Annotated in this window: 11 protein-coding genes, 1 tRNA gene and 4 rRNA genes; 8 read left to right on the top strand and 8 right to left on the bottom strand. The window is 42.7% G+C overall.

Features of this window, described 5'->3' with window-relative positions; translation table 11 throughout:
* The first annotated feature begins 356 nt into the window (after positions 1-356).
* The 5 genes from RHO15_02635 to rrf (RHO15_02655) all read left to right on the top strand — a co-directional run bounded on the left by RHO15_02635 (position 357) and on the right by rrf (RHO15_02655) (position 5543).
* Positions 357-1894, top strand: a 16S ribosomal RNA gene (locus tag RHO15_02635).
* A 58-nt stretch (positions 1895-1952) separates the two neighbouring features.
* A tRNA-Glu gene (locus RHO15_02640) sits at positions 1953-2028 on the top strand.
* A gap of 173 nt (positions 2029-2201) precedes the next feature.
* A 23S ribosomal RNA gene (locus RHO15_02645) occupies positions 2202-5091 on the top strand.
* A gap of 79 nt (positions 5092-5170) precedes the next feature.
* Positions 5171-5286 (top strand): 5S ribosomal RNA (rrf, locus tag RHO15_02650).
* Positions 5287-5427: 141 nt separating this feature from the next.
* A 5S ribosomal RNA gene (rrf, locus tag RHO15_02655) occupies positions 5428-5543 on the top strand.
* Together the 16S, 23S and 5S rRNA genes with 1 tRNA gene alongside form the textbook arrangement of a ribosomal RNA operon.
* Positions 5544-5849: 306 nt before the next feature.
* Here rrf (RHO15_02655) and ispB read toward each other — a convergent pair.
* Positions 5850-6833 carry an octaprenyl diphosphate synthase gene (gene ispB / locus RHO15_02660; protein ID WVD64435.1) on the bottom strand — a complete coding sequence of 328 codons (984 nt, stop codon included), beginning with the start codon at positions 6831-6833 and terminating at the stop codon, positions 5850-5852.
* Between the two features lie 170 nt (positions 6834-7003).
* On the opposite strand from ispB, the gene RHO15_02665 reads away from it, so the two are divergent.
* Positions 7004-7750, top strand: a complete 747-nt coding sequence (locus tag RHO15_02665; GenBank protein WVD64436.1) for a TonB family protein — start codon at positions 7004-7006, stop codon at positions 7748-7750.
* 35 nt (positions 7751-7785) lie between these two features.
* On the opposite strand, the gene pepP is transcribed toward RHO15_02665, so the two are convergent.
* From pepP to cycA, 5 genes are all read right to left on the bottom strand, one after another.
* Entirely contained in the window at positions 7786-9093 is a 1308-nt protein-coding gene (gene pepP, locus RHO15_02670) for a Xaa-Pro aminopeptidase (protein ID WVD64437.1), read from the bottom strand.
* A gap of 61 nt (positions 9094-9154) precedes the next feature.
* Positions 9155-9700 (bottom strand): UPF0149 family protein, encoded by a 546-nt coding sequence (locus RHO15_02675; protein ID WVD64438.1) that lies wholly within the window; start codon positions 9698-9700, stop codon positions 9155-9157.
* Positions 9701-9989: 289 nt separating this feature from the next.
* Entirely contained in the window at positions 9990-11375 is a 1386-nt protein-coding gene (gene radA, locus RHO15_02680; GenBank protein ID WVD64439.1) for a DNA repair protein RadA, read from the bottom strand.
* An 18-nt stretch (positions 11376-11393) separates the two neighbouring features.
* The gene (gene serB / locus RHO15_02685) at positions 11394-12368 is read right to left on the bottom strand and encodes a phosphoserine phosphatase (protein ID WVD64440.1); all 975 of its coding nucleotides are present in this window, start codon (positions 12366-12368) and stop codon (positions 11394-11396) included.
* A gap of 252 nt (positions 12369-12620) precedes the next feature.
* Positions 12621-14048 (bottom strand): D-serine/D-alanine/glycine transporter, encoded by a 1428-nt coding sequence (gene cycA, locus RHO15_02690; GenBank protein WVD64441.1) that lies wholly within the window; start codon positions 14046-14048, stop codon positions 12621-12623.
* 287 nt (positions 14049-14335) lie between these two features.
* On the opposite strand from cycA, the gene mltA reads away from it, so the two are divergent.
* Together mltA and tcdA are read left to right on the top strand one after the other, a co-directional pair.
* On the top strand, positions 14336-15445 hold the full coding sequence (mltA, locus tag RHO15_02695; GenBank protein WVD64442.1) for a murein transglycosylase A: 1110 nt from the start codon (positions 14336-14338) through the stop codon (positions 15443-15445).
* Between the two features lie 9 nt (positions 15446-15454).
* The gene (gene tcdA, locus RHO15_02700) at positions 15455-16255 is read left to right on the top strand and encodes a tRNA cyclic N6-threonylcarbamoyladenosine(37) synthase TcdA (GenBank protein ID WVD64443.1); all 801 of its coding nucleotides are present in this window, start codon (positions 15455-15457) and stop codon (positions 16253-16255) included.
* A gap of 55 nt (positions 16256-16310) precedes the next feature.
* Here tcdA and aroD read toward each other — a convergent pair whose 3' ends face one another.
* A complete protein-coding gene (gene aroD, locus RHO15_02705) occupies positions 16311-17078 on the bottom strand; it encodes a type I 3-dehydroquinate dehydratase (GenBank protein ID WVD64444.1) in 768 nt (255 codons plus the stop codon).
* Positions 17079-17214: 136 nt separating this feature from the next.
* Positions 17215-18087, bottom strand: coding sequence for a shikimate dehydrogenase (locus RHO15_02710; GenBank protein ID WVD64445.1), 873 nt, complete (start codon positions 18085-18087; stop codon positions 17215-17217).
* Between the last annotated feature and the right edge of the window lie 184 nt (positions 18088-18271).

Consider the following 18271-nt stretch of genomic DNA (forward strand, 5'->3'; position numbering starts at 1 on the left):
TAAATAAAAAGCAAACCAACGGAATATTGAAAATAGTCCTTGCGAAAGAATTTAAAGGCCCTATAATGCGCATCCATTGAGAGACAACGAGACGCAAGTTAAGAAGTCTGGAAAAAAAGAAGTGAAGAAATTTGAAAAAAGTTCTTGACTTTAAAAAAGGAAAGCGTAGAATACGCAGCCCTTGAGACAGTAAAACGAAACGCTGTCAGCTCTTTAAAAATTAGAACAGACAATCTGTGTGGGCACTTACAGGACGAAAGAAATTAAGTCGACAGACTTTAAAAAATTAAGTCTTGATAAGTGACACTGAAGATTCATTTGAATATGTCAGAAATCATTATTGAGCATCAAACTTTAAATTGAAGAGTTTGATCATGGCTCAGATTGAACGCTGGCGGCAGGCTTAACACATGCAAGTCGAACGGTAACAGGAGAGCTTGCTCTTGCTGACGAGTGGCGGACGGGTGAGTAATGTATGGGGATCTGCCGAATGGAAGGGGACAACAGTTGGAAACGACTGCTAATACCGTATAATGTCGTAAGACCAAAGCATGGGACCTTCGGGCCATGCGCCATTTGATGAACCCATATGGGATTAGCTAGTAGGTGGGGTAATGGCTCACCTAGGCGACGATCTCTAGCTGGTCTGAGAGGATGACCAGCCACACTGGAACTGAGACACGGTCCAGACTCCTACGGGAGGCAGCAGTGGGGAATATTGCACAATGGGGGAAACCCTGATGCAGCCATGCCGCGTGTATGAAGAAGGCCTTAGGGTTGTAAAGTACTTTCGGTAATGAGGAAGGGGTAATATCTAATAGGTATTACCATTGACGTTAATTACAGAAGAAGCACCGGCTAACTCCGTGCCAGCAGCCGCGGTAATACGGAGGGTGCGAGCGTTAATCGGAATGACTGGGCGTAAAGGGCATGTAGGCGGATGATTAAGTTAGGTGTGAAAGCCCCGGGCTCAACCTGGGAATTGCACTTAAAACTGGTCATCTAGAGTATTGTAGAGGAAGGTAGAATTCCACGTGTAGCGGTGAAATGCGTAGAGATGTGGAGGAATACCGGTGGCGAAGGCGGCCTTCTGGACAAATACTGACGCTGAGATGCGAAAGCGTGGGGAGCAAACAGGATTAGATACCCTGGTAGTCCACGCTGTAAACGATGTCGATTTGGAGTTTGGGGGCATGACCCCTGGGCTCCGGAGCTAACGCGTTAAATCGACCGCCTGGGGAGTACGGCCGCAAGGTTAAAACTCAAATGAATTGACGGGGGCCCGCACAAGCGGTGGAGCATGTGGTTTAATTCGATGCAACGCGAAGAACCTTACCTGGTCTTGACATCCATAGAATCCTGCAGAGATGCGGGAGTGCCTTCGGGAGCTATGAGACAGGTGCTGCATGGCTGTCGTCAGCTCGTGTTGTGAAATGTTGGGTTAAGTCCCGCAACGAGCGCAACCCTTATCCTTTGTTGCCAGCGGTTAGGCCGGGAACTCAAAGGAGACTGCCATTGATAAAGTGGAGGAAGGCAGGGACGACGTCAAGTCATCATGGCCCTTACGACCAGGGCTACACACGTGCTACAATGGCGTATACAAAGAGAAGCGAACTTGCGAGAGTAAGCGGACCTCATAAAGTACGTCTAAGTCCGGATTGGAGTCTGCAACTCGACTCCATGAAGTCGGAATCGCTAGTAATCGTAGATCAGAATGCTACGGTGAATACGTTCCCGGGCCTTGTACACACCGCCCGTCACACCATGGGAGTGGGTTGCACCAGAAGTAGATAGCTTAACCTTAGGGAGGGCGTTTACCACGGTGTGATTCATGACTGGGGTGAAGTCGTAACAAGGTAACCGTAGGGGAACCTGCGGTTGGATCACCTCCTTACTACGAAGAGCCTGTAAGTGTTCACATAGATTGTTTGTTTGAAAATAGAAATAGTTTAGTCCCCTTCGTCTAGAGGCCTAGGACATCGCCCTTTCACGGCGGTAACAGGGGTTCGAATCCCCTAGGGGACGCCATGACTAAACTATGAAAAAATATTGATAAGTGCATTAAGGTGTACTGATGAATATAGCTCTTTAAAAATTAGGAACAAGCTGAAAGAAACGAGTTCTCGGATCTGCGGCATGCTGTATGGCATAGCTAAGGGTTTGAGGAAAGCGAAAAAAACTGAGACAACTAAGAGTTGTAAGGTTAAGAAATTAAGCGTACACGGTGGATGCCTAGGCAATCAGAGGCGATGAAGGACGTGTTAATCTGCGAAAAGCGACGGTGAGCCGATAAAAGGCGTAATAGCCGTTGATGTCCGAATGGGGAAACCCAGTGCACTTGTGCACTATCATTAACTGAATAAATAGGTTAATGAGGCAAACCGGGAGAACTGAAACATCTAAGTACCCCGAGGAAAAGAAATCAACCGAGATTCCCAAAGTAGCGGCGAGCGAAATGGGAGGAGCCCAAAGCGGGTAGCGTAATGAGTTAGTGGAACGGTCTGGAAGGTCCGATCATAGAGGGTGATAATCCCGTACACGAAAGCCATTGCGTGGAAGCTTGAAGAGTAGGGCGGGACACGTGGTATCCTGTCTGAATATGGGGGGACCATCCTCCAAGGCTAAATACTCCTGATTGACCGATAGTGAACTAGTACCGTGAGGGAAAGGCGAAAAGAACCCCGGCGAGGGGAGTGAAATAGAACCTGAAACCGTGTACGTACAAGCAGTGGGAGCATGTACTAGTATGTGTGACTGCGTACCTTTTGTATAATGGGTCAGCGACTTATATTCTGTAGCAAGGTTAACCGAATAGGGGAGCCGAAGGGAAACCGAGTCTTAACTGGGCGTTAAGTTGCAGGGTATAGACCCGAAACCCGGTGATCTAGCCATGGGCAGGTTGAAGGTTGGGTAACACTAACTGGAGGACCGAACCGACTAATGTTGAAAAATTAGCGGATGACTTGTGGCTGGGGGTGAAAGGCCAATCAAACCGGGAGATAGCTGGTTCTCCCCGAAAGCTATTTAGGTAGCGCCTCACGTATTACCATTGGGGGTAGAGCACTGTTTCGGCTAGGGGGTCATCCCGACTTACCAACCCGATGCAAACTCCGAATACCGATGAGTAGAGCGTGGGAGACACACGGCGGGTGCTAACGTCCGTCGTGAAGAGGGAAACAACCCAGACCGCCAGCTAAGGTCCCAAAGTCATAGTTAAGTGGGAAACGAAGTGGGAAGGCTTAGACAGCTAGGATGTTGGCTTAGAAGCAGCCATCATTTAAAGAAAGCGTAATAGCTCACTAGTCGAGTCGGCCTGCGCGGAAGATGTAACGGGGCTAAACTATGCACCGAAGCTGCGGCAATGTGTGAATAACATATTGGGTAGGGGAGCGTTCTGTAAGCCGTAGAAGGTGGATTGAGAAGTCTGCTGGAGGTATCAGAAGTGCGAATGCTGACATAAGTAACGATAATGCGGGTGAAAAACCCGCACGCCGGAAGACCAAGGGTTCCTGTCCAACGTTAATCGGGGCAGGGTGAGTCGACCCCTAAGGCGAGGCCGAAAGGCGTAGTCGATGGGAAACGGGTTAATATTCCCGTACTATGTGTGACTGCGATGGGGGGACGGAGAAGGCTAGGTTTACCATCTATTGGATGATGGGTTAAGCATGTAGGCGTGTGATTAGGCAAATCCGGTCACTAAGACGCTGAGGTGTGATGACGAGCAACTAAGGTTGTGAAGTAACTGATGCCCTGCTTCCAGGAAAAGCCTCTAAGCTTCAGGTCATATGTAATCGTACCCCAAACCGACACAGGTGGTCAGGTAGAGAATACTCAGGCGCTTGAGAGAACTCGGGTGAAGGAACTAGGCAAAATGGTGCCGTAACTTCGGGAGAAGGCACGCTGATGGTAATTGAAATCCCACGCGGACGTAGGTGAAGTCAGTCGAAGATACCAGCTGGCTGCAACTGTTTAATAAAAACACAGCACTCTGCAAACACGAAAGTGGACGTATAGGGTGTGACGCCTGCCCGGTGCTGGAAGGTTAATTGATGGGGTTAGCGTAAGCGAAGCTCTTGATCGAAGCCCCAGTAAACGGCGGCCGTAACTATAACGGTCCTAAGGTAGCGAAATTCCTTGTCGGGTAAGTTCCGACCTGCACGAATGGCGTAATGATGGCCAGGCTGTCTCCACCCGAGACTCAGTGAAATTGAAATCGCCGTGAAGATGCGGTGTACCCGTGGCAAGACGGAAAGACCCCGTGAACCTTTACTATAGCTTGACAGTGAACATTGAGCCTTAATGTGTAGGATAGGTGGGAGGCAATGAAGCGTGGACGCCAGTTCGCGTGGAGCCGACCTTGAAATACCACCCTTTAATGTTTGATGTTCTAACGTAGGTCCCTAATCGGGATTGCGGACACTGTCTGGTGGGTAGTTTGACTGGGGCGGTCTCCTCCCAAAGAGTAACGGAGGAGCACGAAGGTTAGCTAATCCTGGTCGGACATCAGGAGGTTAGTGCAATGGCATAAGCTAGCTTGACTGCGAGAGCGACGGTTCGAGCAGGTACGAAAGTAGGTCATAGTGATCCGGTGGTTCTGAATGGAAGGGCCATCGCTCAACGGATAAAAGGTACTCCGGGGATAACAGGCTGATACCGCCCAAGAGTTCATATCGACGGCGGTGTTTGGCACCTCGATGTCGGCTCATCACATCCTGGGGCTGAAGTAGGTCCCAAGGGTACGGCTGTTCGCCGTTTAAAGTGGTACGCGAGCTGGGTTTAGAACGTCGTGAGACAGTTCGGTCCCTATCTGCCATGGGCGCAGGAGAATTGACGGGGTTTGCTTCTAGTACGAGAGGACCGAAGTGAACGCACCGCTGGTGTTCGGGTTGTCATGCCAATGGCATTGCCCGGTAGCTACGTGCGGAATAGATAAGCGCTGAAAGCATCTAAGTGCGAAACTAGCCCGGAGATGAGTTCTCCCATGATGAGAATCAGTAAGGTCCGTTCGAGACTAGGACGTAGATAGGTTGGGTGTGTAAGTGCAGTGATGCATTGAGCTAACCAATACTAATGAACCGAGGTCTTAACCTTACAACTCTGAGTTGTTTTATGATTCGTGAAAGTTTTGAAGTAAGCTTGTTTTTAATGATTGAAGAGCAAACAGAATATGTCTGGCGGTAATAGCGCGGTGGTCCCACCTGACCCCATGCCGAACTCAGAAGTGAAACGCCGTAGCGCCGATGGTAGTGTGGGGTTCCCCCATGTGAGAGTAGGACACCGCCAGACTTTAATTAAAGTGATAAAGCCCAGTGAGATACTGGGCTTTGTTATATGCAGAGAAAAGATAAGATTAAACCCAGTCCAAAATGGGTTATGCGCAAGTGCTAATGATATAGCGAATAGTTGACGCAGTGATGACAGAATATGTCTGGCGACAATAGCGCGGTGGTCCCACCTGATCCCATGCCGAACTCAGCAGTGAAACGCCGTAGCGCCGATGGTAGTGTGGGGTCCCCCCATGTGAGAGTAGGACACCGCCAGACTGATAAATATCCAAACAGAGCCCAGTAAGATACTGGGCTTTGTTGTATGTGGATAAAATAAAGTGGCAGGGCTGTATGGGGAGAGGTTTACTGCATCGATATATATAACCTGTTGATTTATAGAGTTTTACTGCGGTTATAAAATCCTAATCCAGCTTATTTTTTATATCTTATTTTAAACCAACTAACAGGCTATTTTAATTTATTAAGTAATTTACACGCTGAGTTATTTTATAATTCACAATAGTTTTGAATTTAGTAAAAAAAGCCCCATATGACTGGAGCCTTTTTTTAATGAGGATATTCTTATTTTTCTCGTTGAATAGACAGTTCAGCTAAACTGATTAGGGCCTTTTTATAAATTGACTCAGGTAAAATACGGATAGTTTCTAATGCTTTTTCAACTTCTTGTTGTGCCATTTGATAGGTAAATTCTAATGAACCACATTCATGCATAATCGTTAAAACTTTATTGAGTAAATGGCGGCCATTTCCCTCTTCTATCGCTTTCCTAATCATCTGTGCATCATCTGGTTTAGCATGATGCATGGCATGTAAAAGTGGAATCGTCGGTTTACCTTCATTCAGATCATCACCTAAATTTTTACCTAAACTCTCGGCATCTTTGGCACTATAGTCTAATAAGTCATCAATAATTTGGAAAGCGGTACCCACATAACGACCATATAGCTGTAGTGCATGCTCTTGCTCTTTTGTCGTACCTGCAATAATCGCCGCGGTATGAGAGGCTGCTTCAAATAATCGCGCCGTTTTTCGGTAAATAACTTCTAGATATTGCTCTTTGCTGATAGTTGGATCGTTACAGTTCATTAATTGTTGAACTTCACCCTCTGCAATCACATTTGTAGCACTGGACATGATATCCAGAATTTCAAAAGAGCCAATACTGGTCATCATTTGAAAAGATCGTGTATAGATATAATCACCGACTAAAACACTGGCAGCATTGCCAAATAGCGCATTTGCCGTTGATTTTCCTCTGCGTAGTGATGATTCATCGACCACATCATCATGTAGTAGCGTTGCAGTATGAATGAATTCAATAAAAGCTGCTGCAGTAATATGTTTATCACCTTGATAACCTAGTGCCTGAGCAACGAGTATGGTAATCACTGGACGTAACCGTTTACCGCCACTTTGGATAATATAATTACCAAGCTGATTGATGAGCATGACATCTGAACTTAGCTGGGCATTTATAACATCATTGACTTTGAGCAGCTCGGGAGAAACTAATTCTACAATTTGATCAATTGATAATTCACTCATGGACTTTCCAATAAACGGTGGCAGCTTATATTTGCTGGTGTTAACCTCATTATAAACGTTGAATATCAGCAAGATCAATTGTTTCTTAATGAAGATATTTGACGATTTTTTATTTAAACGATATTCATTTTCATTTAGAATAGAGATAAATTTCTCCACTTAATAAAAAAATGAATAAGATAGTTAATAAAAGAAGAATTAAGATTGGTTTACTTACTGCGATTGGCGTCTCTATCTTTTGCCATTTAGTCGTTGTGGCGGTTTTATTTTATTCCAACCTGTTTAGAGACGATATTGTTGGCGAGCAAGGCGATTTAGGTATCAAGGCGGTCATGATTGACTTGTCTCAGGTTGCCGCACCTGAAATGTCCTCGGTTGAAAATACACAAAAAACAGTAACTGATGAAAAAGATCAGGAAGAAGAGACGACAACAGCTAATGACCCCGAACCGGAGTCTGTTGAAGAGGCGGAGCCTCCAAAACATACCGATATTGAGTCTAAACCAGAACAGATTATCCCTCAGAAGCCTAAACCAAAACAGACTAAATCTGCCACTAAGCCTCAGTCCCGTCAGGAGATCAACGCACCCAATCACGCCGAACAAGCGATATCACCTATTGTGTCGGAGAGTAAGCAGTACTCGCGGGTACCAGCCCCCATTAACCGTCCTGATCCTGACTATCCACGTCGTGCATTAGATCTCAGAATCGAGGGAAGTGTTACCGTTCAATTTGATATTGATAAAGTCGGAAAAGTAACCAATATTCGTATTATTGAAGCTAAGCCTAGTAATATATTTGATCAAGCGGTTAGAAAAGCTATGCGTTTATGGACCTATCAACCTATTGAAGCCAAGGATTTGACGGTGACTATCGTTTTTAATCGGGATAAATCAGTTAGTTTGGACAATAGCTAACGAGGATAAATATCGTTAGCTATTTATGATACGGATTATTTTTTTATCATCAGAGCTTCAATTTCATCGGGATCTTTAGGTACATCTTGAGTTAATATTTGATTACCTTGGCTTGTAATGAGAATATTATCTTCAATACGAATACCAATACCACGATATTGTGATGGCACATTTGCCTCTTTATCAATATATAATCCGGGCTCAACTGTCAATACCATGCCCGGTTCAAGTACGCGTTCTCGGCTTGGAATCGGGCCATTGCCAACATCATGAACATCTAGACCTAACCAGTGACCTAAACCATGCATATAGAATTGCAAATAAGCTTTCTCTTCGATTAATTGATCAACATCGCCTTGTAGAATTCCCAGCTTAATCAGTCCTTTGACCATGATTTTTATTACCTGCTCATTGACCGCTTTTATAGTATTACCAGCAACCAAATTTTCAATCGCATAATATTGGACGCTTAAAACCAGATCATAGATTTCACGCTGGGCTGGACTAAATTTACCATTCACTGGAAACGTTCTGGAAATATCACCAGCATAATTCTCATATTCACATCCGGCATCAATTAAGACGAGGTCGCCATCTTTTAATTGGGCACTATTATTCTCATAATGTAAAATACAGGCATTATTACCACTACCGACAATCGAATTATAAGCTGGCCAGCGAGCACCGTGCATCGCAAAGGTATGTAAAATGACTGCTTCAAGTTGATATTCAAACAGACCCGCACGACAGCTTTTCATTGCATCGATATGTCCAAGTGCACTTATCTTGCCAGCTTGTTTCATCATTACAATTTCTGTTGCAGATTTAAATAACCGCATTTCATGTAATGCAGGCCGCCAGTCAATCATCATATCTGGTGCTTGGTAGTTGTATTTAGAGGATTTTCTTACAACAGATATGACTTGTTGAATGATATTATCCGCATATTGATACTGCTGATCAGCGTGATAAATAGCTTGTTTGCCAGCGACTAACTCAGGTAGTTTTTGTGCGATCTCATCGAAAATAAAGGCCTGATCTATTGCTAATTGCGTTATCGCTTGCGCCTGACCAAGTCGATAACCTGTCCATACCTCAGCCATCACATCTTTTTGACGATTGAATAAAATCGTGGTGACTTGCTCTGATTTATTTTTGATTAGAACTAAAGCAGATTCAGGTTCATTAAATAGTGTTAAATACCAAAAATTACTGTTTTGGCGATATGGATAGTGCGTGTCATTACTACGGGTTTGTTCTGGAGCAGAAAAAAAAATCGCGATACTATTGGTTAACATTTTTTCTGCAAAATGGTGTCTACGTCTAATAATTTCTGCTTTCATTTTTAACCTATCATGATAATTCGACAATGCGTCGTTCGTTAAATAATCAACGACATCAATATTAATGTAATGTTGAAGAGACCTTTACGCCAGCAAATTCATCATGACACAGTATCGTTGCCATTCTGACGTATTCATGCACTTCTTCAAAAGCAAAACCAAGTTCCTGCGGATCCTCATCCTCTTCATACCCAAGTAGTGCAATTTGCCTGAGATCACTGATTGCTTCACCCACATCATTTTTTACTTTCGCTAACTGTGGTTGCACTAATCCTAGTCCAAGTAAAAAATGATTAACCCATCCGACTAAGCTATCAATTTGCATAAAGATGTTCTGTTCATCCAGCAATAGCTGAAATTCAAATTCAGACTCATTGAGTTGCTGATTAATATCATCATGCAGTTTATTGATCTGAGAGGCTAAATCCCCCGTGATGGGCTGGCCATCATTGATCATATCTGCCAATAAAACCCGCCAGGTTTCATCGCGATTTCCGCCCGCTAATAATCCCGAAATAAAGCCATGTAATTCGGCGGCAGTTAAACCAATCTGTTGTAATTTTAAGGTGTTATTAAGTAACTGATAATTCATTTCTGATATAGGCATAAGGAAGACTCTCAAATAATAAAGCTTAACTGTTAGTATATACTCAAACGCTTTGATGTGGCATTTTTGTTTTAATGCTGCTCTGGAAACTGGTTGAATTTTAAACTGCTTAGATAAAATCAATTGGCACTAATATTGCGGACTAAAATCGGTATTCTAAGCTGAGATGACCTAAAATCGATATGATGTTGATTAAAACCGTGAGTGATTACTCACCTATGAATAGGATGGTTTGAAAAGCGTGTAGTTGTAAGTACGCGCTTTTTAATTTCGATAGCTTAAGATTAAACTACGTGTTTATCTCATTTAATATATCTAATGCCTCAGCGAGTTTTTTTACACCGTAAACTTGCATATTGGCAATATTCTTTTTCGGCTGATTGGCAATCGGTACGATAGCGCGTTTAAAACCATGTTTTGCGGCCTCAGAAATTCTCTCTTGTCCGCTAGGTACTGGTCTTATTTCGCCGCCAAGGCCGATTTCACCAAAAATAACCAAATCGTGAGGAATAGGGCGATTGCGGAAACTGGAAACCAGTGCGAGTAATAGCGCCAAATCAACGCTTGTTTCGGTCACTTTTACACCACCAACAACATTCACAAATACATCCTGATCGGCCATTTGTACACCACCATGGCGATGGAGTACGGCCAGTAATAGGGCTAATCTATTTTGCTCTAATCCCACCGCGACGCGGCGTGGATTACCGAGCATAGAGTGATCGACTAAAGCTTGAATCTCGACTAATAATGGTCTTGTTCCTTCCCATAATACCATGACTGAACTACCGGCGGTTAGCTCATCGCCACGGCTTAAAAATATCGCTGATGGATTACTGACTTCACGTAATCCTTGCTCTGTCATGGCAAAAACGCCTAGCTCATTCACTGCGCCAAAACGATTCTTATGACTGCGCAGCGTTCGATAGCGCGAGTCGGCATCACCATCTAATAATACCGAACAGTCGATACAGTGTTCAAGCACTTTGGGACCAGCCAGCGAACCATCTTTGGTTACGTGACCGACCATAATGATGGCAATACCATGCGTTTTGGCAAAGCGAGTTAAGTAAGCTGCTGTCTCTCTCACTTGGGCCACACTACCGGGTGATGACTGAATATCAGCCATATGCATGACCTGGATAGAATCAATCACGATCAGTTTTGGCTGCTCTTGTTCGGCAATATGACAGATTTGCTCAATACTGGTTTCAGACAGCATATTTAAGTTATCGGTTGCTAAACTTAAACGATGCGCACGCATCGCAACTTGCTGTAACGACTCTTCACCCGTGACATAAAGGGTTTTCATTGATACTGAAATCTTGCTCAGTGTTTGTAGCAGCAGCGTACTTTTACCGGCACCAGGATTACCGCCGATAAGAATGGCACTGCCTGGTACAACGCCACCGCCAAGAACCCGATCAAACTCAGAAAAACCGGTTGAAAATCGCGGTAACTCTTTTAAACTGACTTCGGATAATTTTTGAATCTTCGACTGACCGATTACGCTACCCGCATAACCTGAAAGACGGTCACTTTTGCTGTTGGCTGCAGCAAGCCGGACTTCGGTGATTGAATTCCATGCATGACATTCGCTACATTGCCCTTGCCAGCGAGGAAAATCTGCCCCACATTCATTACAAACAAAAGCACGTTTTACTGATTTTGCCACATTGACTCCTTTATCCTCTTAACCTTCACTATCTAAACTCGCTGATAAAATGCAGTACAGACCGGTTAAATTAGCGAATTTTATCGCTGTTTTGGCTTTTTCAACCACTTTAGGTTTGGCGCGATAAGCGACCCCCAATCCGGCTACTTTTAACATTTTGAGATCGTTAGCTCCATCACCAATAGCCACCGTTTGGCTCATTGGAATTTCTAGATTGCTTGCGATAGTTTGTAGTGCTTTCGCTTTATATTTTGCATCTACAATCTGGCCTTTAACACGGCCGGATAATTTACCTTTATTAATGACGAGTTGATTTGCATGAACTTCACTTAAATTAAAGGTGTTTTTCAAGTGGTCAGCAAAATAGGTAAAACCACCGGAGACAATCGCGATTTGCCAGTTGTATTGTTGTAGTTGTTTGATTAAAAAACTCAGGCCGGGTGTTAGCGGTAAGTTTTGACGAATATCTTCTAAAATCGCAATATCCGCACCGGCTAAACTGGCGACGCGCTTGCGCAAACTGGTACTAAAATCGATTTCACCTCGCATCGCTTGCTCGGTCACTTTGGATACTTGATCGCCCACACCAAATTGTTTGGCTATTTCATCAATGCATTCGATGGTCAGCGCTGTAGAGTCCATGTCCATGACCAGCAAACCGGCTGAGCGAAGGGAAGGTAATTGGTCAATTGAGGCGATATCAATACCGACTTGCTCGGCAATATGACAGGCTTTTTTGGGCATCGATCCGGCAATACGTATTATCGGTAAGTTTTTTATTTTCCACGATGAGACAATCACCATCGGCATACCAAGTTGGGTCTGAAAAGCTGAAAGTACCGTTTTAGTCAGGTTTTTACCATATAAAATCCAACCAGTTTTCCCTGCATTATAATCTAATGGCATCACCTCACAGCCACTTAATGATAGTGGTAATCCTTGCCAATCTTGGACGTTTTCAGATAAATCATTATAAGTTAGTGTATAAGCCATTGGATTTGCCTAAGAATAAAAGGTAATTAATTGTAGTTGCGTTTACTATTTTAGTCGCAATCGTGATCATTACTATATCAGATTGTCGGGGATTTTTAGCAAAATTTTATGCTTAGTGTTGGTGAGAAATCGTCGGCGTATGTTTATTGAGCCAGGTCTCTGTCATTGAAGGATAATGGAATCATATTTTAGTCGCAAACAGCGTACTTAATCTGTTTGCGACCAATTGAATTAGATAGTCAAAACGAAAGACTATTTCGTCAATTTATTGAATTTAGCGCACTTTTGTTTCTGACGACGAATCAAATAACCTAGTCCTAGAATAATAAACCACACTGGCGTTGCAATTAGTGCGTGAAGTGTATCAGTTTCAAAAGTTAATAGTACTATCACAGCCGCAAAGAATCCTAAGCAGACCCAACACATGATTCGTCCACCTGGCATTTTAAAGCTAGATTGCGCATGTAAATGTGCCCGTTTTTTGCGATAAGCCAAATAAGACAAGAGAATGATTGACCAAACAAACATAAATAAGATAGCTGATATGGTGGTTACAATAGTAAATGCGGTCATTACGTTTGGAATACAGTAGATGAGTATCACACCACTTAATAAACATAAACAAGAGAAGATCAGCCCATTAGCGGGTACCGCGCGTTTAGATAATTTACTAAACAGACGCGGCGCATCGGATTCTTTGGCTAAACCAAATAACATGCGACTGGTTGAATAGATACCACTATTGGCTGATGAGGTTGCCGATGTCAGCACAACAAAATTAATGATGCTGGCCGCAGCGGGTAAACCGGCTAGCGCAAATAACTCAACAAACGGACTCTTTTCCGGAATAATATCTTTCCAAGGTGTCACACTCATGATGGTGATCAGCGCAAAAACATAGAAAAAGATGATTCGAACCGGAATTGAATTAATGGCGCGAGGTAAATTTTTCTCAGGATCCTTGGTTTCTGCTGCCGTTGTGCCGACCAGTTCAATACCCACAAAAGCAAAAATAGCGATTTGAAAACCGGCAAAGAAACCAATTAATCCCTTAGGAAACATACCGCCATACTCCCAAATATTGGTGATTGAGGCGACGGTTCCGCTGACAGGCGATTTAAAATGGATCAGTAACATCACAATTCCGGTAGCGATTAATGCGAGAATCGCGACGATTTTTATCATCGAGAACCAAAACTCAGTTTCGCCAAACATTTTTACCGTGAGTAGATTCAGTGCAACTAAGGTAAAAATACACAGTAGCATGGGGAGCCATTGCAGGCTTAATGCTTTTATTTCAGGAAACCAATATTCAGTATAACCGGCAATTGCAATGACATCTGCAATGCCGGTGATAACCCAACAAAACCAATAAGTCCAGCCAGTAAAAAAACCAGCCCATGGACCTAACAGATCAGCGGCAAAGTCACTAAAAGATTTGTAGTTAAGGTTGGATAATAGTATTTCGCCCATTGCACGCATAACAAAGAAAAGCATAAACCCGATAATCATATAGACAAAGATGATTGAAGGACCCGCTAAACTAATTGTTTTACCTGACCCCATAAATAAGCCTGTCCCTATTGCCCCACTAATAGCAATAAGTTGAATATGACGACTGGATAGATTGCGTTTAAGCTTTTTGTTTTCTGCCGATGATTGATTAACTGGCGAGTTCATAAGAGTCGATACCTTTTTACTGAATAATGCGCTTTTTCTATTTTTTAGTGTTAGGGGTGAGAATATAAATAGAATAGAACAGGAGTGCAACCGTTTTTCATCATGTTTATATGAAAGTTATTTATTGAAATGATTTTGTTAATGGTGCTTTCTTATATTTCGTTTATACTCTGCACATTAATTTCTGTAATTTATGAAAATATTTCATTTTTTATGATTATTTTTAGAAATCTTCAGGTTTTTTTTATTAATCAGATATTCTATCTAAGATGGGTGGAAAAGTAATAATGACATCAACATGGTTTTTGCGTTTTATATTGACGATTTTGATTTTACTTGCTGCCGGATGTAGTCATCACGCAACGGTGCAGGGGCAGCAGTATGGTGATGAGCAATTTTCGCAGCCGCTCAATCCAGTACAATTATTCCCTGTCACGCCGGTGAATATCAGTGATTATCAAAAACAGATTGCCTTAATCAAAGCCACCTCACCTTCGCTTTATTGTCAATATCATGAGATTTATTTAGCCATCGCACAATGGCTTAAACAGAATCCTGAACAGACGCATTTAAACCAAGTTGGTTTGACAACTTATGAACTTGCCGGGCAGGATAATTGGGGGAATACTCATCTGACCGGATATTACACGCCGGTCTTAAAAGCACGTCACAAGCCTGATGATACGTTTCGTTACCCATTATATGCTAAACCTGTGAATGGTGGTGCGCAATTACCGTCAAGAGCCGAGATATATCAAGGTGCGTTAGCCGGACAGGGCTTGGAATTAGCCTATACCAGTTCCTTAATAGATAACTTTATTATGGAAGTACAAGGGAGTGGTTATATCGATTTTGAAAATGGTGAGCCATTAGTCTTTTTTAGCTATGCCGGTAAAAATAATCGTGCTTATCAAAGTATTGGTCGTCTACTAGTTGAACAGGGCGAAATTCCCAAGAAAAAGATTTCCATGCAAGCGATTAAAGGGTGGGCCGAAAAACAGCGTCCAGACATCATTCTTAATTTGTTACAACAAAATGAATCTTTTGTCTTTTTTGTACCGAAATTTTCAGCTCCGGTGATTGGCGCATCTGGTATCCCATTGGTAGCAAAAGCGGCAGTCGCTTCGGATCGCAGTTTGATACCGTCAGGATCAGTTTTATTGGTTGAAGTGCCGTTATTGAATGAAAAGGGTGTGTTTAATGGACAAAGAGAGCTGCGATTAATGACGGCACTTGATGTTGGTGGGGCGATTAAGGGTCATCACCTGGATATATACCAAGGTATTGGTCATGAGGCTGGTGAGCTAGCCGGATTTTATAATCATTATGGTCGAGTGTGGCTTATTCAGCCCGCTAAAAATAGTCATCTTAATGTCGAGACATCTTGTCAGAGGTAAAGTTACTTTATGCATTCATTTTCAGAGGCTTATTACCGCCGATTTAGTGGTATTGCGCGATTATATGGCGAAAATTCGCTGCTTAAATTTTCAACATCTCATGTTTGTGTGATTGGTCTAGGCGGGGTTGGTTCTTGGGCAGCAGAGGCCTTAGCCCGTAGTGGCATTGGTCGTTTAACGCTTATCGATATGGATGATATCTGCCTGACTAATACCAATCGACAAATTCATGCTTTACACAATGAGATTGGATCACAAAAAACGGAAGCGATGGCGCAGCGGATTAAGCTGATTAATCCGGAATGTTACGTTGAAGTTATCGATGATTTTATCAATCCAGAGAATATGGTTGAATACCTAGGGACAAAAAATGAGCGCCATTTTGACTATGTACTTGATGCTATTGATAGCGTAAAAGATAAAGCCGCATTAATTGCCTATTGTAAAAGAAATAAAATTAAACTAATAACGATTGGTGGGGCAGGTGGTCAAAAAGACCCAACGCAAATTAAGATCGCTGATTTGGCCAAAACCGTTCAAGATCCTTTAGCAGCTAAAGTACGTGAACGTTTGAAAAATCAACATGGACTAAAAAAAGACAGCAAAGGTAAGTATGGTATTAGCTGTGTATTTTCGACAGAGCAACTCACTTATCCTCAGCAAGATGGTGGTGTTTGTTTTGATAAAAAACAGGCCGATGGAACTAAAAAAATGGATTGTGCTTCCGGTTTTGGCGCTATTACCACGGTAACGGCAACCTTTGGATTTGTCGCCGTTGCGCGTATTTTAGATAAATTAGCCAATGAGTAAGGATTATTTATTCAAACCACGCAGTGACGTTTTGCCACTGCGTGTTGAACGGTGATTATTGCGCTGCGCTTTTATGTAAGGTCGTCAAGATTTGACGTAATGCTTTAATATCTAGCTGACCTGGTGCTGAGGCTGTTTTAGCCGCGCCGAAAGTCATTGCTGATCCGAATGTTTCTCCTGCGATACGGCTAATTCCGCCTAATCCGGCCATCGACATGGTAATAATCGGTCTGTCCGCATACTTTTCTGCCATCTCAGCGGTTGCCGCAAGCAAAGTGAGCACATCGCTGGTTGATTGAGGCATGACGGCAATCTTGGGAATATCCGCCCCCAACGTCTGCATTTTACGCAGACGCCCAACAATATCGTCTTTTTCTGGTGTTTTATCAAAATCATGATTTGAGGCGATAACCGAAACGTGATGTGCATGGGCTGTCTCAATCATCTCTTTGACGAACGTATCACCGGTAAATATTTCTACATCGATAAGGTCGACAAAACCACTTGCCGCTAACGCTTTATTGAGTTTGACATAAAAATCAATACTTACACTCTTTTCGCCCCCCTCTTTGGCGGAACGAAAGGTGAATAAAATGGGTTTGTTCGGCAATACTTGTGTGAGTTTTTCGGCGATCTTTTTTACGCTATCAATATTGTCGACTTCGTGAAAATGATCAACTCGCCACTCCAGCACATCAAAATCAATTGTCGTTAATAATTGTGCTTCATCTAATATCGCTTTTTCGGTTTTTCCGACAATCGGCACAATGATTTTTGGTGCGCCCTTGCCGATCTCTAATCCTTTAATTGTGATAGTTTTCATCTGTTATCCCTGTTTTGCACTCAGCTGATCTCTCTGTCAGCCAATCATATTATTTTAATGAAGATACGAATTGCCATATTTATCTATTATACTTTATTGTGATACTTAGGGCATAAAGCTGGCGGTATCACGCCAACTAATCGTTAAATCCCATTTTTTCTTTGACATAATCAATTGGTGTTTCTTGGCCGGTCCAAATCTTAATTTGAGCAGCACCTTGCCATAACATCATGCCGATCCCATTTAAGATCCGACATCCCTGACTTTCGGCCAGTTCAAGAAACTTTGTCTTTCTTGGCATATAAATACAGTCGGTAACGACTAAGTTAGAATGAAACATCGATGTATCGGTTATGATGCTTTGACCTTCTAACGGTTTCATGCCAACACTGGTACCGTTATTGAGTAGATAACTTTCCGCAATCTCTCGACGAAGTGCCTGGCTGTCATCAAGATCAAATAGTTTCACCTTACAGTTGGTTTTTTGATTGATACGTTCAGCGATCTCCTGAGCTTTAGGATAAAAATCATCTTTTTTATTAAATATAGCGATCTCTTTAACGCCATCTAATGCAGCTTGCACCGCAATCGCTGTAGCCGCGCCACCGGCACCCAGTAAGGTCATTTTTTTACCAATCACGTCAATACCGGCTTCTTTTAGTGAACGCATATAGCCCATGCCATCGGTATTATAGCCGGTTAATACTCCGTCATCATTTGAAATGGTATTACAAGCACCAATTAATTCTACCGCAGGCGTGAGCTTATCTAAATACCGACAAACCAGCTGTTTATTAGGCATAGAAACAGCCGAGCCACGCATGCCTAGTGCACGCATACCTTTAATCGCATCAGGCAATTTTTCAGCAGTGACTTCAAAGGCAAGGTAAACATAAGGGATATTTAATTTACTATAAACAATATTTTGCATCTTAGGTGACAGACTATGACGAATAGGATAGGCCATCAGACCGATCAGGAGTGTATGGCCATCAATATTTTCTCTCATTTTTAATGATCCTCATGAAAATCTTAATAAACTCAAAAAGTTACAAATAGCTGCTGAATAATATAATGTAACTAGGCAATTAGCGCTAGTTGAAATTTGTGCTTATGATATACATACTTATTGAATACTTTGTAAAAGTCCTTTACGATAATGCCATTCGCTTTAAATAACTCAAAATAAAAAT

This window comes from Orbaceae bacterium lpD01, from assembly GCA_036251705.1.
GTDB lineage: Bacteria > Pseudomonadota > Gammaproteobacteria > Enterobacterales > Orbaceae > Utexia > Utexia brackfieldae.